Annotated in this window: 21 protein-coding genes; 11 read left to right on the plus strand and 10 right to left on the minus strand. The window is 67.2% G+C overall.

Features of this window, described 5'->3' with window-relative positions; all coding sequences use genetic code 11:
- Positions 1-192: 192 nt before the first annotated feature.
- Positions 193-438: a helix-turn-helix transcriptional regulator gene (locus tag MXC99_RS06655; RefSeq protein WP_004083497.1), complete on the minus strand. Its 246-nt coding sequence runs from the start codon at positions 436-438 to the stop codon at positions 193-195.
- A gap of 233 nt (positions 439-671) precedes the next feature.
- Positions 672-1904: a tyrosine-type recombinase/integrase gene (locus MXC99_RS06660; RefSeq protein ID WP_247724707.1), complete on the minus strand. Its 1233-nt coding sequence runs from the start codon at positions 1902-1904 to the stop codon at positions 672-674.
- A 410-nt stretch (positions 1905-2314) separates the two neighbouring features.
- Between MXC99_RS06660 and MXC99_RS06665 the strand changes: the two genes are divergently transcribed.
- Positions 2315-2974, plus strand: a complete 660-nt coding sequence (locus MXC99_RS06665; protein ID WP_247724708.1) for a pseudouridine synthase — start codon at positions 2315-2317, stop codon at positions 2972-2974.
- Here the strand turns inward: MXC99_RS06665 and MXC99_RS06670 are convergent.
- Positions 2923-4575 (minus strand): indolepyruvate oxidoreductase subunit beta family protein, encoded by a 1653-nt coding sequence (locus tag MXC99_RS06670; RefSeq protein WP_247724709.1) that lies wholly within the window; start codon positions 4573-4575, stop codon positions 2923-2925. The two genes, MXC99_RS06665 and MXC99_RS06670, sit on opposite strands and share 52 nt — an antisense overlap.
- A gap of 4 nt (positions 4576-4579) precedes the next feature.
- Positions 4580-6751 carry an indolepyruvate ferredoxin oxidoreductase subunit alpha gene (locus tag MXC99_RS06675; RefSeq protein ID WP_247724710.1) on the minus strand — a complete coding sequence of 724 codons (2172 nt, stop codon included), beginning with the start codon at positions 6749-6751 and terminating at the stop codon, positions 4580-4582.
- Between the two features lie 119 nt (positions 6752-6870).
- Between MXC99_RS06675 and MXC99_RS06680 the strand changes: the two genes are divergently transcribed.
- Complete coding sequence (locus MXC99_RS06680; RefSeq protein WP_247724711.1) at positions 6871-7782, plus strand: LysR family transcriptional regulator; 912 nt, start codon at positions 6871-6873, stop codon at positions 7780-7782.
- 26 nt (positions 7783-7808) lie between these two features.
- Here the strand turns inward: MXC99_RS06680 and MXC99_RS06685 are convergent, their stop codons facing one another.
- The 3 genes from MXC99_RS06685 to MXC99_RS06695 form a co-directional block, all read right to left on the minus strand.
- On the minus strand, positions 7809-9110 hold the full coding sequence (locus MXC99_RS06685; protein ID WP_247724712.1) for a TRAP transporter large permease: 1302 nt from the start codon (positions 9108-9110) through the stop codon (positions 7809-7811).
- Positions 9100-9588: a TRAP transporter small permease gene (locus tag MXC99_RS06690; RefSeq protein WP_247724713.1), complete on the minus strand. Its 489-nt coding sequence runs from the start codon at positions 9586-9588 to the stop codon at positions 9100-9102. Before MXC99_RS06690 ends, MXC99_RS06685 begins: the two co-directional genes overlap by 11 nt.
- Positions 9589-9721: 133 nt before the next feature.
- Positions 9722-10804 (minus strand): TRAP transporter substrate-binding protein, encoded by a 1083-nt coding sequence (locus tag MXC99_RS06695; protein ID WP_247724714.1) that lies wholly within the window; start codon positions 10802-10804, stop codon positions 9722-9724.
- Positions 10805-10930: 126 nt separating this feature from the next.
- Here MXC99_RS06695 and MXC99_RS06700 point away from each other — a divergent pair, with 126 nt between their 5' ends.
- Both MXC99_RS06700 and MXC99_RS06705 read left to right on the plus strand, forming a co-directional pair.
- Positions 10931-11830, plus strand: a complete 900-nt coding sequence (locus MXC99_RS06700; protein ID WP_247724715.1) for a LysR family transcriptional regulator — start codon at positions 10931-10933, stop codon at positions 11828-11830.
- Between the two features lie 133 nt (positions 11831-11963).
- A complete protein-coding gene (locus tag MXC99_RS06705; RefSeq protein WP_247724716.1) occupies positions 11964-12266 on the plus strand; it encodes an MTH1187 family thiamine-binding protein in 303 nt (100 codons plus the stop codon).
- Positions 12267-12329: 63 nt separating this feature from the next.
- Here MXC99_RS06705 and MXC99_RS06710 read toward each other — a convergent pair whose 3' ends face one another.
- Complete coding sequence (locus tag MXC99_RS06710; protein ID WP_247724717.1) at positions 12330-13766, minus strand: class I adenylate-forming enzyme family protein; 1437 nt, start codon at positions 13764-13766, stop codon at positions 12330-12332.
- Between the two features lie 208 nt (positions 13767-13974).
- Here MXC99_RS06710 and MXC99_RS06715 point away from each other — a divergent pair, with 208 nt between their 5' ends.
- Entirely contained in the window at positions 13975-14946 is a 972-nt protein-coding gene (locus MXC99_RS06715; protein WP_247724718.1) for a LysR family transcriptional regulator, read from the plus strand.
- 36 nt (positions 14947-14982) lie between these two features.
- Here MXC99_RS06715 and paaY read toward each other — a convergent pair whose 3' ends face one another.
- Positions 14983-15591, minus strand: a complete 609-nt coding sequence (gene paaY, locus MXC99_RS06720) for a phenylacetic acid degradation protein PaaY (protein WP_247724719.1) — start codon at positions 15589-15591, stop codon at positions 14983-14985.
- A 35-nt stretch (positions 15592-15626) separates the two neighbouring features.
- Positions 15627-17291 (minus strand): phenylacetic acid degradation protein PaaN, encoded by a 1665-nt coding sequence (gene paaN, locus MXC99_RS06725; protein ID WP_247724720.1) that lies wholly within the window; start codon positions 17289-17291, stop codon positions 15627-15629.
- 214 nt (positions 17292-17505) lie between these two features.
- Between paaN and paaG the strand changes: the two genes are divergently transcribed.
- From paaG to paaC, 6 genes are all read left to right on the plus strand, one after another.
- Positions 17506-18306, plus strand: coding sequence for a 2-(1,2-epoxy-1,2-dihydrophenyl)acetyl-CoA isomerase PaaG (gene paaG / locus MXC99_RS06730; protein WP_425597196.1), 801 nt, complete (start codon positions 17506-17508; stop codon positions 18304-18306).
- Between the two features lie 105 nt (positions 18307-18411).
- Complete coding sequence (paaI, locus tag MXC99_RS06735) at positions 18412-18903, plus strand: hydroxyphenylacetyl-CoA thioesterase PaaI (protein WP_247724721.1); 492 nt, start codon at positions 18412-18414, stop codon at positions 18901-18903.
- 23 nt (positions 18904-18926) lie between these two features.
- Entirely contained in the window at positions 18927-20249 is a 1323-nt protein-coding gene (paaK, locus tag MXC99_RS06740; protein ID WP_247724760.1) for a phenylacetate--CoA ligase PaaK, read from the plus strand.
- Between the two features lie 69 nt (positions 20250-20318).
- The gene (gene paaA, locus MXC99_RS06745; RefSeq protein WP_247724722.1) at positions 20319-21311 is read left to right on the plus strand and encodes a 1,2-phenylacetyl-CoA epoxidase subunit PaaA; all 993 of its coding nucleotides are present in this window, start codon (positions 20319-20321) and stop codon (positions 21309-21311) included.
- Positions 21312-21380: 69 nt separating this feature from the next.
- A complete protein-coding gene (gene paaB / locus MXC99_RS06750) occupies positions 21381-21668 on the plus strand; it encodes a 1,2-phenylacetyl-CoA epoxidase subunit PaaB (protein WP_075148366.1) in 288 nt (95 codons plus the stop codon).
- Positions 21669-21746: 78 nt separating this feature from the next.
- Positions 21747-22499 carry a 1,2-phenylacetyl-CoA epoxidase subunit PaaC gene (paaC, locus tag MXC99_RS06755; protein WP_247724723.1) on the plus strand — a complete coding sequence of 251 codons (753 nt, stop codon included), beginning with the start codon at positions 21747-21749 and terminating at the stop codon, positions 22497-22499.
- The last annotated feature ends 12 nt before the right edge of the window (positions 22500-22511 follow it).

Below are 22511 nucleotides of genomic sequence, written 5' to 3' on the forward strand. Positions count from 1 at the left end.
GCTGCTCGATACGACGCGACGACTCCAGTGTCTTTCATGAACCGCCGTATGCGGAACCGCACGTACGGTGGTGTGAGAGGGCGACGGGGGTGACCCCGTCCCCTACTCGATATGGAGTTATGCAGGGCTTATCGGCGGGTGTGCGGGGTCGGCAAGTTGCGCGGCTGCATTGGGTTTTCGTCGCCATGACCGTCAAACTGCTTGTTTGGCGTTCGGCGCGTAGGCGCTGGTACTGGTGAAGGTGCGTGAAGCCAACCAAGCCTTGATCTCGTCGATGTGATACCGAATCGGGTCTTGTTTGGCTGGCCCCATCTTGATGAAGTTGGGGCCTTTGCCCTTACCCCGCCAGATTTCGAGGGTGTTGGGCTTGATGCCGAGCAGTGCGGCAGCTTCTTCGTTCGTCAGCAGATCGTCGCTGAGTGCGGAAAGCGTGGTCATGGGTGGCGTCCTCAGACAATCCACGGCCCGCAAACAAAAAGGGCAGGCGCGGTGGAATCTGCCACCTGTTTCCAGATGACTGATACCCGCTCCTGCCCATGCAGCGCGTCTTCTCCAGTCCGACCCCTTGCGGGGTGTCGCATCACGCTCGGACTGGAGAGCGAGTTAGTTGAAGCAACTATAGGGCAACTTTACGCGGCAAGCAAGCGTAAGTTGTTGATATAAAAGGTTGTTTAACTTTCTGAACGGTCGTTTATGGCCGCTGCCTGCTGCTCGATCCAGTCGGATATGCGCTGCGTTTCGGGCTTGAGATATTGCAGGTGACTCGTCTCAAGGTAGTGGCGCGCGGTTACGCCCTTAGGCACATGGTTCGTCAGCAATTCGACCTTGTGCAAGTCGATGCCGCAATTGGCAATGCCGATGGTCGTGAAGGTGCGGCGCAGGTCGTGCGGCGTGATCTTCGTGCCTGCTGCCTCGCTGACTTTCTTCATGGTGTCGCGCGGATCTTTGATATGCCCAGCCTTGCCCCAGGACGAGAACACGAACGGGCTACCCTTGACGCGCTGGCGCGTGGTCAGCAACTGCACCGCCTGCGTAGATAACGGCAGCCATACGGGGTTGCTGTTCTTCGGGTCGGGTATGTGAAGCCAGCCTTCCTCAAGGTTGACCCTGTCCCACGTCAGTTCGCTGCATTCGCCAATCCGCAGGCCTGTGAGCATGAGCAGCATCACGAGGTCGATACTTGCCAGCGTGTCTCGGTTGTAGGCTTGGTCGCGGGCATGGGTGAGGAATGACCACACCGCGCCGACCTTGCTATCAGGCACGCGGCTGGTGCGGGGCTTGAGCGGCACCCACTTCTTATAGAGAACATCGACGGGGTTATCCGTCAGCACTGGCGACCCGTCCGGCTCGCGGTATTCGCGGATGGCATAGTTGAACAGGGCGCGAAGCACCGCCATTGACTGGTTCGCCTGCGCGGGGGCTGGCCCATCGCCGCGCGTGCCTTTGTTCTTGATGTCGTTGAAGCGCTTCGTGACCATCTCGCGGTTGATGTCCCTGAGCGGCTTCTTGAGCCATGCCTCAAAGGTTGTGGTCACATGGCGTTCAATCTCGGCCTTGCTGCTGTCCTTCAAGGGGCGGTCGCGCTTGTAGGCGTCGGCCACGTCGCGGAGGGTCACGCGCTGGGCTGCTTCCTTCTTGGCGACGGCTCGGGGGTCGATGCCCATGCGCATGCTGCGCAGGTGCTCGCGGGCAACATCACGGGCTTGATCGACGGTGAAGACCCCATGCGGGCCGATGCTGATACGGGGCGAACTGCCGTTGACGCGCCCCTGCACGATGTAGGTGATCTTGCCGGTAGGAGTGACCCGGAGGCCGAACCCCTTGAGCGAGTCGTCCCAGTGGAACGCCTCCTTGTCAGCGGGCGCGGTGATCTTGTCGATGTAGTTCTTCGTCAGCTTAGGCATATAGCGCCTCGCTGACTGGTGCGGTTGTGGTTACTATCGTCACGTTGGCTTCCTTCGTACTTAAGGGAGTTGACCACGCGGTCGGGACTGTTGGCGCAGTCGCCGGCCGCATCTTTTCAGGCGCTCATAAGCAGTTCGTAAGCGCCACAGGTAAAGTTACGACAAGTTCCGCAAAACAAAAAGCGAATGCAACCCATTGACCTGTAAAGGTACGCAAGGCTTACAATAGCTACTCACAGTGGCGTAAAGCGGTTGACCGGGAAACTTGAAAACCGGCGATGGGCGACCATCCGTGGGTTCGAATCCCACCTCTTCCGCCAGCTTTTCGACCGCCGGGCCGGGCCGCGACGGCTGCCGCGGAATCCAGTTGCGCCGCACTTCGCTCCGATGCCTCTTCCTGCGAACCCTGCATGCCCCGTCTGCTGCTTCTGAACAAACCTTACGGCGTGCTGTGCCAGTTCACTGCCGAGTCCGGCCGGGCGAGCTTGAAAGATCATGTACCGCTGCCCGGAGTCTATGCTGCCGGCCGCCTCGACGCCGACAGCGAAGGCCTGCTGCTGCTGACCGACGATGGCGCCTTGCAGCACCGTATTGCCGACCCCCGCCACAAGCTCCCCAAGACGTATCTCGTCCAGGTCGAGGGCGAGCCCGACGCCGCGGCGCTGGCGCGCCTGCGCGCCGGGCTCGATCTCGGCGATTTCCGTTCCCGTCCCTGCGAAGCGCGCCGGGTGGCGGAGCCGGACTGGCTGTGGCCGCGCGATCCGCCGGTGCGCTTTCGCAAGACCGTACCCACCGCCTGGCTGGAGATCGTGCTGCGCGAAGGCAGGAACCGCCAGGTGCGGCGGATGACGGCGGCGGTCGGCTATCCGACCTTGCGTCTGCTCCGGGTTGCGGTCGGGCCGTTCCGGCTCGATGGCCTGGCGCCGGGGCAGTGGCGCGAGGCTGATCCGGCGCTGCTGCCGGCAATGCCCGCGGCGGCGCCCGTCCGGAGCGGGGGGCGCGGCGCGGGCAGGCGGATTCAGGCGCCGCCCCGGCCGAGTTCGCTGCGGCGCACGAAGCGCAGCGGCTGAGCCTTGGGCGGCCGGGCCGGCAGGCCGCGGTCGCGCAACACACGATCGAACTCGCGTCCTTCCTCGTCAGCCAGGGCCGCTTCGCGCGCGCCGCGGACGAGGGCCAGGCGCTCGTCTGCGGCCATGTCGGCGGGCAGGTGGTCGAGGATGTGGAGCAGGTTTTCCTTGCCGCGTTCGTTGGTTGAACCATAACCCTTGATCAGGCGGGCGCACAGGGTCAGTTCGTTGGCCAGCGCCCAGTCCTGGGTCGCGGCGTGCTCGATCGCTTCGATCCAGCGCTCGATCATGGCCTGCTCGTGGGCGAAACGGGCGCCACGGCGGCGCAGGCCGCGCAGCGCCGCCAGCGTGCGCAGGGCGAGGAAACCGCGCAGGCTGGTGGCGTCGAGCTTGAGGGCGAACTCCAGCGCGGGCTTGCCCGCCGCCCGCCGGCGGGCCTCGAACCGCTTCAGCCAGCGTGCCAGCGCCGGTGGCAGCAGGCCGGCGATCTCGGCGATGCCGGGCTTGAGGAAATCGACGATGCGCAGCAGGTCGTCGGGCCGGGCGCCGGTTTCGCGGCGCACGCGCTCGAAGCGGCGGGCACTGCACTTGAGCTCGGCGACGCGCACGACGTCGTCGAACGCCATCCACAGCGCCAGGTAACGGGCGAATTCGCGGGTCAGGGCGAAGCCGTGGCGGGCATCCGGGTCGGCACGGCATTCGGCGGCGTGAATGCGGCGGATGCGCTCGAGGTAGAGGCGGCCGTAGGCTTTGTCCTGGAAGTGTTCGACGCGTGCCAGCCCCGGGACGAGCATGTCCTGTACCGCGTCCGGAAAACCGGCGATTGCGGCGGGGGCGGCGGTCGGCTGAACGGCGCCCGCCGGAGCTGCGGACCTGCCTTCGGGCGTCCCCGCAGTCCCGGTCGCCGGTTCGGGAGCGCTCGCCTGCCAGGCGAGGGCGAAACCGCGCAGGCTGGCTTCGACGCCTTTGCCCGAGGCACGGATCACCTCTTCCCAGTCCGTACGGGCGAACGGCAGCAGGCCGGTACCGCCGATGGCGCCGAACATCGCCGCGCTCGGCACGGTGCCGGCGCTGCGGGCGGTGGCGGCGATGTCGAACACGACGCAGCTGCGGCTGAAACGGCGGATGAAGTCGATCAACTGGGCGCTGTCGAGGCGGCCATCCCCCAGGCTGATGCGCTCGGTGGTGGTCAGGCTGCGTGAGGACGAGGCCACGACTAGGGTGCGCTCGGCGCTGATCATGCCTGAATGGACGTGGCGGGCGGCCTCGAGCAGTTCGGAGGCGATGAAGAGGTCGATCCGCCCCGGCGTCGGGGCGAGTCCGAGCACCGGATGCGGGGTGCCGGCGGGGAGGGGCTCGGGGTGGATTTCGACGTAGTAAGTGGTGGCGCCGGTGCGCTGGGCGACGCCGGGAATCGACGTGCTCTGTGCCGGGTAGCCGCAGCGGGTGGCCAGTTCCACCAGCCACTCGGCGAGCACGCCGCCGCCTTCGCCGCCGAGGGCGGCGATGAGGATGGTGAACGGGCGGCGGACGCTCGGGGCGACGGATGCGGCGGAGACGGAGATGGCGGGGGCGACGGAGGTGAAGGTGGCGGGGAGGGTCATGGTTTCATTCTCCGGCGGGTTGCAGCATGCGGATCACGGCCTGGCGCAGGCGGTGGAGGAAACGTTCGGCCGGGCCCGGGTTCTGCACCACTTCGCCGCGGTAAAAGGAAGGGCACAGGGTGGCGGCGTGGGCGTTTTCGCCGCACAGGCCGCAGCCGACGCAGCCGTCGATCACCGTCGCCACCGGATCGGGCTTGAGCGGGTCGGGGCTGTCCTTGAGGGTGAGGGTCGGACAGCCCGACAGCCGGATGCAGGAATGGTCGCCCGAGCACACGTCCTCATCCACGCCGTACTTGACCCGCTCGACGCGCTCCCCGCGCTTGAGCCGACCGGCGACCCAGGGCTTGCTGCGGCGCTGGCGCTCGAGCTGGCATTCGCCTTCGGCGATGATGACCTTGAGGCCGGCGAACGGCGTGGTGAACGCTTCTTCCAGGGTCTTGCGCATCGTATCGACGCGGTAGCTGTCGACCGTGCGCAGCCAGCGCACGCCGATGCCGCGCAGGGTCTTCTCGATGGTGACGTTGCGATCGACCAGGCTTTGCTGCTTGTTCGGTGCGGCGGCCTTGACCTCTTCGTCGGGGGAGGAAATGATTTCCTGGGTGCCGGTGGCCGAGGTATAGCCGTTCTTGAGGATCACCAGCACGGCGTCGTCGCCGTTGTACAGCGCCGACTCCACCCCGGTGAGCAGGCCGTTGTGCCAGAAGCCGCCGTCGCCCATGATCGCCAGGGTGCGTCCTTCGATCATCGGCGACACGCCGGCGCGGCTCGCCAGGCTCATGCCGAAGCCGAGGATGGTGTGACCGAGGCTGAACGGCTCGAAGGTGGCGAAGGAATGACAGCCGATGTCGGCGGCGATGTGCACCTTGCCGACGCGCTGCTGGGCGAGCTTCACCGCGGCGAACACCGGGCGCTCCGGGCAGCCGGTGCAAAAGCCCGGCGGGCGCGCCGGCAGGGGGCGTCCGAGCCCGCTCTCGAGGGCGGCGGCGACCGCGCCGCGGCGCGCGTCCAGTTCGCCCAGCCAGTGCAGGCCGGGACCGAGGTCGAGGTCGGGGGCGCGCCGGGTGAGGAACGGGGCGAGGCCGCGGGCGATCGCTTCCACCGAATATTCGCCCGCCATCGGCAGCACGTCCTTGCCGTGCACCGCGGTGGCGAGGCCGTGGCGGTGGAGGGTGAGGGCGACGTCCTGCTCGATGAACTCCGGCTGGCCCTCCTCGACCACCAGCACCGCCTGCTTGCCGCGGCAGAAACCGGCGATCTGCTCGGGGACCAGCGGGTAGGTGACGTTCAGGTTCAGGATCGGCAGGGTGGAGGCGCCGAATGCGTCGGCGAGGCCGAACTGCTGCAGGGCGCCGATCAGGGCGTTGTACAGCCCGCCCTGCACGATGATGCCGATGTCCTCGCGGGAACCGGCGAAGAGTTCGTTGAGGCCGCGTTCGAGGATGTGGCGGCGGGCCGCCGGCAGGCGTTCGGCGGTCTTGATCTTTTCGTGCTCGAAGATCGAGGGGGCGTGGGTGAGGCGGCTGTAGTCGAAGGCCGCGGGGTCGCTCATCAGCGCGCGGCGCGATACCGCGGGGGCGATGTTGTCCTTGCACACGAAGCTGCCCCGCACATGGCAGGCGCGGATGCGCAGCTGGACGAAGGCTGCGGTGTTCGACGCTTCGGACAGGGCGAAGCCTTCTTCGACCATGCGCACCATCAGTTCGAGATCGGGACGGGGATCGATCAGCAGCAGCGAGGATTTCATCGCGAACGCGTAGGTGCGCTCCTGGACCACGCTGGCGCCTTCACCGTAGTCATCGCCGATGATGATCAGCGCGCCGCCGCGCACCCCGGGCGAGGCCAGGTTGGAGAGCGCATCGGCGGCGACGTTGGTGCCGACCACCGACTTCCAGGTCACCGCGCCGCGCAGCGGGTAGTGGATCGAGGCGCCCAGCATCGCCGCCGCCGAAGCCTCGTTGGAGCAGGCCTCGACATGGACGCCGAGCTCGGCGAGGTGGTCCTCGGCCTGCACCAGCACGTCGAGCAGATGAGACACCGGTGCGCCCTGGTAGCCGCCGACGTAGGCGACGCCGGACTGGAGCAGGGCCTTGGTGATTGCCAGAATGCCTTCGCCGTGGAAGGTGCTTCCCGCCCCCTGCCTGAGTTGTTCGAGTTCCTTGCTGAATGACACTTCCATGGCGGAGCTCCGTGTGCAAGAGGAGTGGGGGCTGATTTAGACTCACTATAGGTCAGCTGTTTTTATCTATCCATTAGATGAGCTTCATTTTGGATATGCAGCGGATGCATAATCAAGGGATGGATCTCAATCTTCTCCAGGTGTTCGATGCCGTGTACCGCGAGCGCAGCGTCAGCCGTGCCGCGACCCGGCTCGGGCTGTCGCAGCCGGCGATCAGCCATGCCTTGCGGCGCTTGCGCCTGGAGCTGAAGGATCCGCTGTTCGTTCGTGCCCCGGGCGGGGTGATGCCGACGGCGATGGCCGAGCAGCTGGGGCGGACGGTGGCGGGGGCGCTCCATGCGCTCGATGCGGCGATCCACCAGATCCACCACTTCGAGCCGGCATCGTCTTCGCGCACGTTCCGCTTGTACATGACCGATATCGGCGAGCTGGTGTTCCTGCCCGCGTTGATGGAAGCGCTCCAGCAGCGCGCTCCGGGGGTGAAGATCGAAGTCGAGCAGATGGCGCTGGAGGCGATCCTGCCGGGGCTCGAAAGCGGCGCGCTGGACCTTGCGGTCGGCTACCTGCCGCCGCTGGCCGAGGTTTCCCAGCACCGCCTGCTGCATGAACGCTACGTGATTGTGTTGCGCCGCGATCATCCGCTCGCGGCCGTCGGCGGCGGGCTCGACCCCGCAGCCCTCGATTACGTGCTCGTACGCCCGCATGCCGAAGCCCGCCGGGCCCTGCAGCAGCAGCGCCTGGAATCGCGCGTGCGGCTGGTGATTCCGCATTTCCTGGTGCTCCCCGGGGTGCTCGCGCGCACCGATCTGGCGGCGCTCGTGCCTTCGCGCATGGCGCGTCTTTTTGTCGAGCGCGGCGAGCTTGTCGCACTCGACTCGCCACTGGCGACCGCGGCCTTCGACGTCCGCCTGTACTGGTACTGGCGCGCCGAGCACGACCCCGGGCACCGCTGGCTGCGGGAGCTGCTGATCGCGCTGTTCAGCGAGGGCGGAGCAGGGGATGCGCCGCGCGCGCCCGACGGCGCGCGCTGACGCCGCCGGGCGGAGGGCCGATCAGCTTACTTGAGGGTTCCCGGCAGCCACAGGGACAGGATCGGGAAGGCGCACAGCAGCACCAGGCGCACGACGTCCACCGCGAGGAAGGCGGCGACGCCACGGTAGATCTTGGTCAGGGCGATGTCTCCGGCGATCGAGTTGATCACGAAGACGTTGATCCCGACCGGCGGCGTGATCATGCCGAAGCTCACCGCCATCACCGTGATCACGCCGAACCACACCGGGTCGAAGCCGAGCTGCATCATCGCCGGGAACACGATCGGCACCGTGAGCAGGATCATCGCCAGCTCGTCCATCACCGCGCCGAGGATGAAGTAGCCGATCAGGATCAGGGCGAGCACGCCGTAGGGGCCGACCGGCAGATGGACCAGGGTTTCGACCGCCTTCTGGGTGAACTGGGTCACGGTCAGGAAATAGCCGAACAGGTAGGCGCCCACGACGATCAGCATGATCGCCGAGGAAATGCGCAGCGCATCGATCAGGGCCTGCTTGATCTGCGGCCAGCGCAGCTTGCCGCGCACCATCCCGATCGCCAGGGTGCCGGCGGCGCCCACGCCGGCGCCCTCCTGCACGGTGAACCAGCCGCCATAGATGCCGCCGAGCACCACCGAGAACAGCACGATCACCGGCCACAGGCCGCCCATGCAGCGCAGGCGCTCGCTCCAGGGGTGCGTTTCGCCGACCGGAAGGTGGTCGGGATTGCGCCAGCCCAGGTACTGCACGAGCAGGATGTAGAACAGCACCCCGAGCAGGCCGGGGACGACGCCGGCGGCGAACAGGTGGGTGATGTCGGTGTCGGTCATGATCCCGTACAGGACGAAGATCACCGAAGGTGGAATCATGATCCCGAGGGTGCCGCCCGCGGCGATGAGGCCGGCGGAAAAGCCCGGCGCATAACCGGCGCGGCGCATTTCCGGCAGCGCGACCTGGCTCATCGTCGCCGCGGTCGCCACCGACGAGCCGTTGATCGCGGCAAAGCCGCCGCAGGCGGCGATCGACGCGTAGGCGAGACCGCCGCGGCGATGGCCGAACCAGATCCGCCCCGCGGTGAAGAGTTCCTGGCTGAGCCCCGAGTGGGAGGCGAAGGCCCCCATCAGGATGAACATCGGGATCACCGACAGGTTGTAGTCGGTCAGCACCGACAGCGGGACGCTGGCGAACAGGTTCAGCGCCGGGTAGGTCCCGGTGAGCAGACCGAAGCCGAGCACGCCGACGACGCCCATGGCGACGCCGATCGGCACGCGCAGCACCATCAGGACGAACATCGCCGCGAAGCCGGCGAGGGCGACCAGGTCACGATCCATAATGATTCTCCGTTTTCATCGTTTCCAGGTGGCGTGCCCACAGCACGGCGAGGCGGTGCAATGCGAGCAGCGCGGTCGCGGTGGCGCCGAGCGCGGCGACCGGATAGAACCAGATCAGCGGCAGGCGCAGATCGGAGGTGGCCTGGGTACCGGTGCTGCCGACCTTGACCCACACCATCCATGCCAGTGGTACGAAGAAGGCCACGCACAGCGCGGTGACCGCGATTTCGAGGCGGCGGCGGCCGACCGCGCCGAGGTGCTCCCACAGGATGTCGACACTGATGTGGCTGCCGCGGTGGGTGGCGAGGGCGATCCCCCAGAACATGGCGATGGCCAACAGCAGGCGCGAGCCGTCGAACCAGTCGGGAATAGTCGCGGCGAACAGTTCGCGCGCGAGGACGTTGGTGGCCGTCAGCAGCGCGATCAGCAGCAGGAAGACGGCGGCCAGGGTCTCGGTAAGGGCAAGGATCTGCTTCATGCCGATGCAGGCTCCGGAAAAGGACAGGGACCGCACGAAGCGGCGAACCCCGGTCCGGGGACCGGGGGGCAAGTGGACCCGGGGAAAAGGCCGGAGCCGTGGGCGCGGGACCCGGAGGTCCCGCGGTGCGGCCTTACAGGCCGGCGTTCCGGCTGGCGATTTCCTTCTTCAGGGCGTCGAGAACGCTGGCGCCATTGCCGCCGGGCAGGCTCTTCGCCCACACGTCGTAGACGGGCTGGACCGCCTGCTTCCACTTGGCCAGCTGCGCATCGGTGAGCGGGACCAGCTTCTGGTCGCCCATCGCGGCGAGCTTGTCGCGCCCGCTGTCCTCTTCGTCGCCCCAGGCGGTGCCGACGCGGCCGGCCCATTCGTTGTTGCAGTGGTCGTCGATGACCTTGCGCTGGCTGCCGGACAGGTTGTCGTACCAGCGCTTGTTCATCACCCACACGAAGTTGGCGGCATAGAGGCGCATGTCGGTGTGGTGGTTGGCGGCGCGGTGGACGTTGAAGGTGATCAGCGAATTCCACGGGAAGGTGATGGCATCGGCGACGCCCTTGTCGAGCGCGTCCCTCGCTTCGGGGGCGGACACCTGGACGTTGGTCGCACCCAGCGCGGTCATCGTCTGGGCGACGGTGCCGTTGGCCGGACGCACTTTCATGCCCTTGAGCTGGTCGGGGTCGGTGATCGGCTGCTTGGAGTGCAGCGTGCCGACGTGCATGTGCGAGAAACAGAACTTGACATCGCCCATTTCCTTGTCGGCATAGGCGCGGTACCAGGCATCGACCGCGGCCGAGCCGGCGCCCGGTGTGCTGAAGAGGAAGGGCAGCTCGCTCGCGGCGTAGATCGGGAAGCGGCCGGCCTGGTAGCCCGGGCTGACCCAGGCCATGTCGGCGATGCCGTCGCGGGTCATGTCGTAGTGATCGGCGGCCTTGCCCAGCTGCTGCGCCGGATACAGCGTCACCTTGATCGAGCCGCCGGACGCTTCCTCGACCGACTTGGCCCAGGGCTCGAAACCGGTGCGCGCCAGCGCGTGCTGGGGCGGCAGCCAGTTGGCGAAACGCAGTTCGACCGGCTTGTCCGCCGCGGCGGAAGGCAGTGCCGGAATGAGCAGGGCGGGCAGCATGACGGCTCTGGCCAGCGTGGTGCGGAAGTTTTTCATCGGTCGTGTCTCCTCATCGTTGAACTTGTCGTGGTGCTCGAGGTGCGGCGTCGGCATGGGCGTGGGCGGGCCGGTTCCACCCGGTCGACGTCGAGCGCGAAAGCCACAGGGGGGCAAGGCTACTCTTGGAGTAATATCGAAACAATATATGCTGTGTATGTTACATATAGATGCATTAGATAAATGAATGTCTTCGACCTCAACCTCGTCCGGAGTTTCGTCGCCATCTATGAAACCCAGAGTGTGACCGCGGCGGCGCAGCGCCTGTCGCTGTCGCAGCCGACCGTCAGTTACGCTCTGGGACGCATGCGCGAGGCGCTTGCCGACCCGTTGTTCGTGCGCGAGCAGCGGGTGCTGAGGCCGACCCCTCGCGCCCACGGGCTGTACCCGCGCTTTGTCGATGCGCTGGCGAGCGTCGATGCGGCGCTCGAAGAGCCGCACCGCTTCGATCCGGCGACCACGAGCCGCAGCTTCAGTCTGGCGATGTCGGATATCGGCAGCATGTCCTTCCTGCCGCCGCTGGAAGTCCGGCTGCGTCCGCTGGCTCCCGGGTTGCGTCTCGAAATCCAGCAGGTTCCGGTCGACGAGATCATCAACGGCCTGGCCGCCGGCAAGATCGATGCCGCGCTCGGCCATCTGCCCACGCTGCGCGGGCGGGGCCGCAGTTCGCTGCTGTTTCGCGAGCGCTACGTCTGCCTGGTCGGCCGCCGTCACGCGCAAAGGATCGGCGCGATGAGCGTCGAGCACTTCCTGGCCTCCCGTCATGTCGCGGTGTCATCGACTTTTTCCGGGCACAGGCTGGCCGAAGACGTGCTTGCCGAGTTGGGTGTTGTGCGCCAGATCGCGATCGACCTGCCGTACTTCACCGCACTGCCGCAACTGATCGCCCAGGGGGAGTTGGTGGTGATGCTGCCTTCACGGGTAGCGGCGACGTTCTGCGCCCAGGGTGAGGTCGTCATGCTCGAGGCGCCGTTCAAGCTGCCCGAGTTCGAAGTGCGCCTGTACTGGCACCCCCGGCACGAAGCCAATCCCGCCCTGCAGTGGTTGCTGGCGCAGATCCAGAGCGCACTGAGCGGGCTTTGAGCCGGGAATGGGGGCGGGGGCAGGGCATTACGCGGGGGCGTGCGCCTGAGGTAGCATGCGGCGGACGCGGGGCGGCGTCCCCCGCTGCGGATTCAAGAACCGTTTCAATAACCATCTTTCCGGAGCCGGTCCGATGAAAGTGATCGTCGATCTGTGTGTCGTTCCCCTCGGAGTGGGGTTGTCCGTGTCGAGCTATGTCGCCGCGTGCGAGCGCGTGATCGCCGAGGCCGGGCTCAAGTCCCAGCTCCACGCCTACGGGACCAATATCGAAGGCGAGTGGGATGCGGTGATGGCGGCGGTCAAGCGCTGCCACGAAGTGGTGCATGAAATGGGCGCGCCGCGCATCACCAGCACGATCCGGCTCGGCACCCGCACCGACCGTGAGCAGAGCATGGAAGACAAGATCGCCAGCGTCGAGCGCGCGCTCGCTCGCTGAACGGGGCGCCCTGCCTGCGGCCGCCCCGTTTGCCGGACCCCCTTCCGCCGGGGCGGCGCGAGGTCAGTTCGGCAGGCCCTTGGCCAACTCGCCGCGCCTGAGCTTGCCGGTGTCGGTGCGCGGAAAATCCTCCACCAGATGCACCGACTCCGGACGCTGGTAAGGCGGCAAGGCCTCGATCGCCTCGCGGGCGGTGCGCAGGAGCTCGTTTTCGGGCGTGCTGCCGGGCACGGCGAACAGATGCAGGCGGATCACGTCCGCGTCGTCGGCCTGGGATGGAACGACGCAGAGTTCGTTGACCTGCGACTTCAGGCGCTCGTGCAGCGCGTTCTCCACCGCGAGCACGTCCACCCAGCGCCCGAACACCTTCACCAGCTGATCGGTACGGCCGGCGAACTGCCACCCTTCGCTACTTTCCGCCGGGCGGAAGACGTCGCCGGGGGAGAACGCACCGTTGCCGAAGCGTGCCGTATCGTGGGTCACTTCACGCGAATAGCCGAGCGCGATCGCCGGGTGGGAGAACCACAGGCGCAGGCGGCTGCCCTCGTTGCCCGGGATGTCTTCCTCGACCACGTCGGTCAGCGGGCTCGCGCACAGTGCCGGCATCGCCTGGGTGCGGTAGAGCATCAGCGACAGGGTTTCGGTCGTGCCGTAGCCGTTGACCAGCTCGACTCCGGTATGCGCGGCCCATTCCTCGGCGAGCGCCGGCGGACAGGCTTCGCCTGCGGATACCGCGGCACGCAGCGCGGGAAAGGCGGTGCCGGCATCGAGCAGGCGCCGGTACAGCGTCGGCACGCTGAAGAAGATGCTCGGGCGGTGCTTCTCCACCGTGGCCGCAACCTGCTGCGGGTCGGGCCAGGCCGGATCGAGGATCACCGTCGCCCCCAGGCGCAGGCCGGCGAAAAAGGAGTTCGCCAGCGGGTAGGCGAAGAACAGCTTGGAGCTCGAATAGAAGCGGTCTTCGGCGCCGGCGCCGAGGATGTCGCGGGCGAACACGTGGGCGTGCTTGACCGCACGCTGCGCATGGATCACGCCCTTCGGCTTGCCGGTGGTGCCCGAGGAGTAGAGCAGGAACGCCGGTGCGTCCTCGTCCATGTCGACCGCGGCGGGAGCGTGCGTCGCCGCCGCGGTGCGCTGGCGCCACGCCGTCAGTCCGATCGCGCGCGCGTCGCCCAGGTCGGCGGCACGTGCATCATCGAGCAGCAGCGCGACCGCGCCGGCGTCGTCCACCAGTTCGCGCAACTGTGTGTCGCTGGTGCGGGGATTGACCGAGATCGGTTGCGCGCCGGCCCAGATCAGGCCGAGAAAGGCGCCCGCCCAGTCGATGCCGTCGGCCAGCGAAATGACGCAGCGCTGACCGGGAACGATGCCCGCGTCGATCCACGCAGCGGCATTGCGGATGCACAGCGCACGCAGTGCGGCGTAATCGAGCCGGGTGTCGCCTTCAATCAGCGCGATCGCATCGGCGCGGCCGGCACATAGCAGTTCGGCGGCGTTCATCGGGCGCTCCGGCGACGGTCGGTCGGACTCGGCTGCGAACAGCGGGGAGTACAAGGGGGGTGCAAAGACATGTCGGCTTCTCCTCCGTAGTGGCCCGGAATTGGGCTGTTATTCGTTTTTTTGTTCCGGGCATTAAAAAACGCGGAGGTCTGGGGCACAATAGCAATCAGCCGATTACTCTTATCTCGATTCTTGATAACCGTTCGCTGTGCGTGACTTCGATCTGAACCTTCTGCGCGTGCTGCTCGCCGTCCATGACGCCGGCAGCGTCAGTGCTGCAGCGCTTGCCCTCGGCGTCAGTCAGCCCACGGTGAGCACGGCGCTCGGCCGCCTGCGGCGGATCTTCGGCGAGCCGCTGTTCATCAAGACCGCGGTCGGCATGACGCCGACCGCGCGCGCCCAGGCGCTGGCGGCACGCTCACGCGAAGTGCTGGCCAAGGTCGATACCGAGATCCTCGCCGGCGACCGCTTCGATGCGCAGCAGGTGGTGGGCGAGTTCACCTTCGCGATGTCGGACGTGGGCGAAATGGTGTTCCTGCCCCGCATTCTCGACAGCCTGCGCCATCTGGCGCCGCAGGCGACGCTGCGTTCGGTCGCGGTGACGCCGAGCGAGTTGTCGCGGGCGATGGCGGCGGGCGAGATCGATCTGGCGATCGGCTACTTTCCCGATCTCGACGCTGCCGGCTATTACCGCCAGAAACTGTTCGATCACCGTTTCGTCTGCCTGCTGCGGGCCGATCATCCGTTGCGCGACGAGCGCATCAGCCTGCAGCAGTTCCTCGAACTCGGCCATGCGGTGGTGCGCGCCGAAGGGCGCAGCCAGGAAGTCTTCGAAAAATATCTCGAGCGCCAGCGCATCGAGCGCCGGATCGTGCTGAGCACGCCGCATTTCATGAGCCTGCCGGTGATCGTCGGCAAGTCCGACCTGATCGTGACCGTGCCGCACGCGATCGGCCATTATTTTTCGTCGATCGGCGCCAACATCCGCATGGTCGAGCCGCCGCTGCCGATCCCGTGCATCGAGCTCTACCAGCACTGGCATCGCAGCTACCACCACGATGCGCGCAATCGCTGGCTGCGCGGGCTGGTGGCGCAGCTGTTCTCGGAGGACCGCGACGAGTGGCCTTATCCTTTCGAGCGGGGGCTACCCGCGGCGGCGCGGGCCGGGTCCGAGGCGTGAACGGAAAAGGGCGCCGCAGCGCCCTTCGCAACGGACTCAGCCGGCGCGCCGGCGCGCTTCGCTGAGCGGCACGATGTCGGGCATCTCGAAGCGGCGGCGTTCGGGGTCGGCTTCGCGCAGCGGCTCGCACGGTTTCAGGGTGGCGAGGCTGCGCGCGGCGAGCGCGTGGTAGCACTCGGTGCCGACGATCTTCCACGCGCGCTCCTGGTCGGTCAGCGGGCGCAGGACCTTGGCCGGTACGCCCGCCACCAGCATGCCGGGCGGCACTTTCATCTCGGCCTTCACGAAGGCGCAGGCGGCGACGATGCTGCCTTCGCCGATTTCGGCGTAATCCATCACCACCGCATTCATGCCGATCAGGGCGTTGCGCCCGACGCGGCAGGCGTGGAGCACCGCGGCGTGGCCGATGTGGCCGTTCTGCTCGACCACGGTATCGATTTCGGGAAAACCGTGCAGGACGCAGGCGTCCTGCACGTTGCTTCCTTCTTCCAGTACGATGCGGCCGAAGTCGCCGCGCAGCGAGGTTTGTGGGGCGACGTAACAACCCGGCCCGACGAAGACGTCGCCGATCAGCACCGCATCCGGATGAACGAAGGCGGTGGGGTGGATGACGGGACGGACGCCGTCGATTTCGTAGCAGGGCATGGGTCGTTTACCTCCGGGGGCGTTTTCAGGCGGGTTCAGTCGACATGGTAACGTCGTTGCACGACGCGGAACCGGTTGGCGACGAAGGCCGCGTCGGCGTAGCTCGCATTGGCGGCCGGGTTCATGCCGACACCATGATAGTCGGAGAACGCCGCGGACTGGTTCACGAACACCCCACCGGCGAGGTTCAGCGACAGCGCCACGCCGGCGCGCAGCGTCGCTTCGGTCATGGTCTCGATCACCGCGCTGCGGGTGGAGTACAGCCCCACCGTCAGCGCGCCGCGCTCGCGCACGATGCGCTCGGACAGCTGCAGCGCGGCGCCGGTGTCGGCCGCGCGCACGACGAAGCTGATCGGGCCGAAGCGTTCCTCCATATAGGCGGCCTCGTCGGCGGCATCGCAGGCGACGATCACCGGCGTGCGCACCTGCGCCTGGGGGAACTCGGCATGGGTGAGTGCCTTCGAGGCCAGCACCACCTGGCCGAAGCCGTGGGCTTCCTCAATGCGGGCGAGGGTGGCGGGCGACTGGATCGCGCCCAGCACCGCGGTGGCGACGCTCTCGTCGGAGAGGAAGCGGGCGACGGCGGCACCGAGGTCGGCAGCGACTTCATCGAAGCGCTTGCGGCCCTGATCGGTGTCGATACCGCCGGCGGGAACGATGATCGCCTGGGTCGTCGTGCACATCTGGCCGGCGTACAGCGACAGGGTGAACGCGAGGTTCTTCAGCATGCCCTTGTAGTTGTCGGTGGACTCGATGACGACGTTGTTGACGCCGGCCAGTTCGGCATACACCTGGGCCTGGCGGGCATGGTCGAGCAGCCAGTTGCCGAACGCGGTGCTGCCGGTGAAGTCGATCGACTTCACCGCCCGGTGGGTGGCGAGGTGGCGGGTGGCGGCGGGGTCGTCGACCACGGCGAGCGTCACCAGGTTCGGATCCAGGCCTTGTTCGGCGAGCACTTCGCGGGCGATGGCGACGCTGATCGCCGCCGGCAGGATGGCGTTTTCATGAGGTTTGACGATCACCGGATTGCCCGTGGCGAGGGCGGCGAACAGGCCCGGATAGGTGTTCCAGGTGGGGAAGGTGCCGCAGCCGATCACCAGCGCGACGCCGCGGCCGACGATCTCGAAGTGTTTGCGCAGGCGCAGCGGCGGGTTCTTGCCCTGGGGTTTTTCCCACACCGCCTCGGCGGGGACGCGGCTCATCTCGTCCCACGCGGTGGCGACCGCTTCGAGGCCGCGATCTTGGGCGTGCGCGCCGCCGGCCTGGAAGGCCATCATCCAGCCCTGGCCGGTGGTCATCATCACCGCGTGGGCGATCTCGAAGCTGCGCCGGTTCAGGCGCTGGAGGATTTCCAGGCAGATCCCGACCCGCCCTTCGGCACCGACCTTCCGCCAACCGGGCATCGCCGCTTCGGCGGCGCCGATCAGGGCGTCGGGCGCGCAGACCGGGTAGCGTACGTCGAGGGCGACGCCGTAGGGCGAGCGCTCGGTCGCGGCCCAGCCGGCCTGGCCCGGCTGGTCGAGGACGAAATCGCGGCCGAGGTGGCTTTCGAAGGCGCGCTTGCCGGCTTCGGCGGCGTCCTCGCCGTAGCTTCTGGGGCTGGGGGATTCGGCGTAGGGGGTCCAGTAGCCGCGCGCGCGCAGGGCGGAGAGGGCGGCGTCGAGGGTGGGCTTGTGCGCTTCGAAAAGAGGGTGGCTCATGGTCGTCTCCTGGGGGTGGTCGGCCGGCACGCGCGGTGGACTGCTACGGGCTACACAAAATGTTTGCGCCGGCAAGGTCTCGGGGTAAAAAAATGCTTGTCTTTTGATGTAGCTCAAGACTACTATTGATTGACCGATCGGTCAAATTTATAAACGAGCTGGATGGCATCATTGCACCCCGGCCCCGCAGAATGGAGAGATAGGGAACATGGACGTGGCGATGGAGACGATTCTTTTCGAAGTCGAGGACGGGGTCGCAACCCTCACGCTGAACCGCCCGGAGCGGCTCAACAGCTTCAACGACCGCATGCACGACGAGCTGCGCCAAGCGCTGGCGCGGGTGCGTGCAGGGCGGGCCGACGGCAGCGTCCGCGTGCTCGTGCTCACCGGCGCCGGGCGCGGCTTCTGCGCCGGCCAGGACCTGTCCGACCGCAACGTCGCGCCCGGCGGCGAGGCGGTCGACCTCGGGGCGTCGGTGGAAAAGAACTACAAGCCGCTGGTGCTGGCGCTGCGCGCGCTCGAGCTGCCGGTGATCGCCGCCGTCAACGGCGTCGCCGCAGGGGCGGGGGCGAACATCGCGCTGGCCTGCGACCTGGTGTTCGCCGCGCGCTCGGCGAGCTTCATCCAGGCGTTCAGCAAGCTCGGGCTGATTCCCGACACCGGCGGCACCTGGATCCTGCCGCGCCTGCTGGGGCCGGCGCGCGCCCTGGGCCTGGCCCTGCTCGGCGAACGCCTGAGCGCGGAGCAGGCCGAGCAGTGGGGGCTGATCTGGAAGACGGTGGACGATGCGGCGTTGATGAGCACGGTGGGCGCGGTTGCGCGCCAGCTCGCGCAGGGGCCGACCTTCGGCTACGCGCAGACGAAGAAGGCGATCTGGGAGAGCTCGCTGCGCGGCCTCGAAGCCCAGCTCGACGTCGAGCGCGACCTGATGTCGGCCTGCGGGCGTTCGGAAGACTACCGCGAGGGGGTGGCCGCATTCATGGACAAGCGTGCGCCGCAGTTCAAGGGCCGCTGAACGGCCGCTTCCGCGGCTCCTGGCCGACGGGAACATGGAAGCCGATGGTCGGCGGATGTGCACATTCGGCGGGTTGCGTACCCGCATTGCAATGAAGAGGATGGGATGAACAAGACGAGCCCTACAGCGCAAGCACAGGATGCCCAGGCCGTGGCCGAACAGGTTGGCCGGTCGATGTATGCGCGCGACCACGCTTCGCGCGGACTGGGAATTGAAATCGCGGCCATCGGCCCGGGCTATGCGCGCCTCACCATGACGGTCGAGGAGCGCATGCTCAACGGCCTGGGCGCGTGTCACGGCGCCTTCATCACCGCGGTGGCCGATTCCGCCTTCGCCTATGCCTGCAACGCCTGCAACGAGCAGACCGTGGCTTCGGGCATCAGCCTGGACTTCCTGCGCCCGGGGCGGCTGGGCGACGTGCTCACCGCGGAAGCGCACGAAGTGCAGGCTTCCGGGCGCACCGGGTTGTACGACATCCGCGTCACCAACCAGGCCGGTGAACTGGTCGCGCTGTTGCGCGGCAAGTCGTACCGGAAGAAGGGGCGGCCGGTGATCGTGGCGGGCGAGGGCGGCACGCACCTATCGAATATCGATTGATCAAGCACACCAAGGAGGAGACCATGCCGATCAACCGCTACGCGCCCGCGCAGCTCGAGCCGATCGAGACGGCCAGCGCCGACGAGCTGCGCGCCTTGCAGCTCGAACGGCTGCAATGGAGCGTGCGCCACGCGTACGACAACGTGCCGCACTATCGCCAGGCCTTCGATGCCAAGGGCGTGCATCCGGACGACCTGCGCACGCTCGAGGACCTGGCGAAGTTCCCGTTCACCACCAAGCACGACCTGCGCGACAACTACCCGTTCGGGATGTTCGCGGTGCCGCTCGAGCGGGTCGCCCGCATCCATGCTTCATCCGGCACCACCGGCAAGCCGACGGTGGTCGGGTACACGCTGAAGGACATCGATACCTGGGCCACGGTGGTGGCGCGCTCGATCCGCGCCTCGGGCGGACGCCCCGGCGACATGGTGCACGTGTCCTATGGCTACGGGCTGTTTACCGGCGGCCTGGGGGCGCACTACGGCGCGGAGAAGCTCGGCTGCACCGTGGTGCCGATGTCGGGCGGGCAGACCGAGAAGCAGATCCAGGTGATTCAGGACTTCAAGCCGAAGATCATCATGGTGACGCCGTCCTACATGCTGACGATCCTCGACGAGATGGAGGCGCAGGGCATCGATCCGAAGAGCACTTCGCTGAAGGTCGGCATCTTCGGTGCCGAGCCGTGGACGCCGGCGATGCGCGAGGCGATGGAGGCGCGTTCGGGCATGGATGCGGTCGACATCTACGGTCTGTCCGAAGTGATGGGACCGGGGGTGGCCAACGAGTGCGTCGAGACCAAGGACGGCCCGACCATCTGGGAGGATCACTTCTACCCCGAGATCATCGACCCGGTGAGCGGCGAGGTGCTGCCCGACGGCGCCGAGGGCGAGCTGGTGTTCACGTCGCTCTCCAAGGAGGCGATGCCGGTGATCCGCTACCGCACGCGGGATCTCACCCGCCTGCTGCCGCCCACGGCGCGCAGCATGCGGCGGATGGCCAAGATCACCGGGCGCAGCGACGACATGCTGATCATCCGCGGGGTCAACGTGTTCCCGACCCAGATCGAGGAGCTGATCTGCAAGATGCCCAAGCTGGCGCCGCACTACCTGCTCGAGGTGGACAAGAACGGTCACATGGACACCCTCACGGTCAGGGTCGAAGTGAATCCGGAAGCCCAGGTCGGGCGCCACCCCGAGCACAAGGAAGCGCTCGCCAAGGAGCTGACCCACCTGATCAAGAGCCTGATCGGGGTGTCGTGCACGGTCGTCGTCGGCGAGCCGTTCAGCATCGAGCGGGTCACCATCGGCAAGGCCCGGCGCGTCATCGACCGCCGCCCCAGAAGCTGAACCCGCGACAACCGATACCTACAACGCGGCGGGCCTCAGGCGCCGCCGCCCCCCAACGAGGAGCGAAGCATGTATACCCAGTCCCTCAGTATTCCCGACCGCGACGCGGCCCCGCGCATCGCCGAAAACCCCGACTACGTCGCCCAGTTCAACGCCAGGATCGATGCCGGCGGCTTCATCGAACCCAAGGACTGGATGCCGGACGCCTACCGCCGGACGCTGGTCCGGCAGATCAGCCAGCACGCCCACTCCGAGATCGTCGGCATGCTCCCCGAAGGCAACTGGATCACCCGCGCGCCCAGCCTCAAGCGCAAGGCGATCCTGCTCGCCAAGGTGCAGGACGAGGGCGGCCACGGCCTCTACCTGTATGCCGCGGCCGAAACGCTCGGCGTATCGCGCGATGAGCTCTACGAAGCGCTGCTCTCGGGCAAGGCCAAGTACAGCTCGATCTTCAACTACCCGACGCTGACCTGGGCCGACATCGGCGTAGTCGGCTGGCTGGTCGATGGCGCCGCGATCATGAACCAGATCCCGCTGTGCAAGTGCAGCTACGGCCCTTATGCGCGCGCCATGATCCGCGTGTGCAAGGAAGAATCCTTCCACCAGCGCCAGGGCTTCGACCTGTTGCTGACGATGATGAAAGGCACGGCCGAGCAGCGCGAGATGGTGCAGGACGCGGTGAATCGCTGGTGGTGGCCGTCGATCATGATGTTCGGCCCCCACGATCAGGACAGCGTGCACACCGAGACCGCACGCTGGGGCATCAAGCGCATCTCCAACGACGATCTGCGGCAGAAGTTTGTCGATGCGACGGTGAAGCAGGCCGAAGTGCTCGGCGTCACCCTGCCCGATCCCGCGCTGAAGTGGAATGCCGAGCGCGGCCATCACGACTTCGGCGCCATCGACTGGGACGAATTCTGGAACGTGGTCGGCGGCCACGGTCCGTGCAACGTCGATCGCCTGGCCGAGCGCAGGCGGGCCTGGGAGGAGGGCGCCTGGGTGCGCGAGGCCGCCCTCGCCTACGCCGAGAAACAGGCCGAACGCGAGCGCCAGGCCGCCTGAGCGGCGCCGTCTTCACCGATCCCGACCACCAGAGGCGGCAGGCAAGGCCGCCCGTAGAGGAGCATTGACATGGAACGCAAGGAATGGCCGCTGTGGGAAGTCTTCATCCGCAGCCGTAACGGACTCGATCACAAGCATTGCGGCAGCGTGCATGCGCCGGACGCGAGAATGGCGCTGCAGGTGGCGCGCGATGTGTATACCCGGCGCCTCGAAGGCGTGTCGATCTGGGTCGTCAAGGCGTCCGACATCGTCGCCTCCGACCCCGATGCCAAGCCCGAGCTGTTCGACCCGGCCGAGGACAAGATCTACCGCCACCCGACCTTCTACAAGCTGCCCGACGAAGTCAACCACATGTGAGCAGGGCCGCCGGGAAGCAGCGCCCCGCTCCCGGCCGCACATTTTTGCCCCGACTTCGCAGAGACAAGGATTCCCCCCATGAGCCAACAACATCTCGAATACGTGCTGCGCCTCGGCGACAACGCACTGATCCTCGGCCAGCGCCTGTCCGAATGGTGCGGTCGTGCGCCGGTGATCGAGGAAGACCTCGCCCTCGCCAACATGGCGCTCGACCTCATCGGCCAGGCCCGCCTGCTGCTGACCCATGCCGGCAAGCTCGAAGGCCAGGGCCGCGACGAAGATCAGCTCGCCTTCCTGCGCGTCGAGCGCGACTACCGCAACGTCACCCTGGCCGAGCTGCCGAACCACGATTTCGGCCGCACCACGGTGCGCAACTTCCTCTTCAGCGCGTTCCAGGTGCTGCTGTGGGAGCGTCTCGCGCGCTCGACCGACACCGAACTGGCGGCGATCGCGGCGAAGAGCCTGAAGGAGGCGCGCTACCACCTCAATCACGCGGCCGAGTGGGTGATCCGCCTCGGCGACGGCACGGCCGAATCGCAGCGCCGTACCCAGGCCGCGCTCGACCACCTGTGGCCGTACACTGCCGAGCTGTTTTCGGCCGATGCCGCCGACGATGCCGTTGCCGCCGCCGGCATCGGCCCGGCCTGGCGCGAGCTCGAAGCCGGGTGGCGGGCGAGCGTGCGGCCGGTGCTGGAGGAGGCCACGCTGACGGTGCCGGCGGACACGCCGTTCCGCAGCCAGGGCCGGCTCGGCCGCCACTCCGAGCACATGGGGCACTTGCTGGCGACGCTGCAGTACATGCAGCGTACCTATCCGGGCGCGCAGTGGTGAGCGGGCGATGCT

The sequence above is a fragment of the Thauera aromatica genome, from assembly GCF_023093595.1.
GTDB lineage: Bacteria > Pseudomonadota > Gammaproteobacteria > Burkholderiales > Rhodocyclaceae > Thauera > Thauera aromatica_A.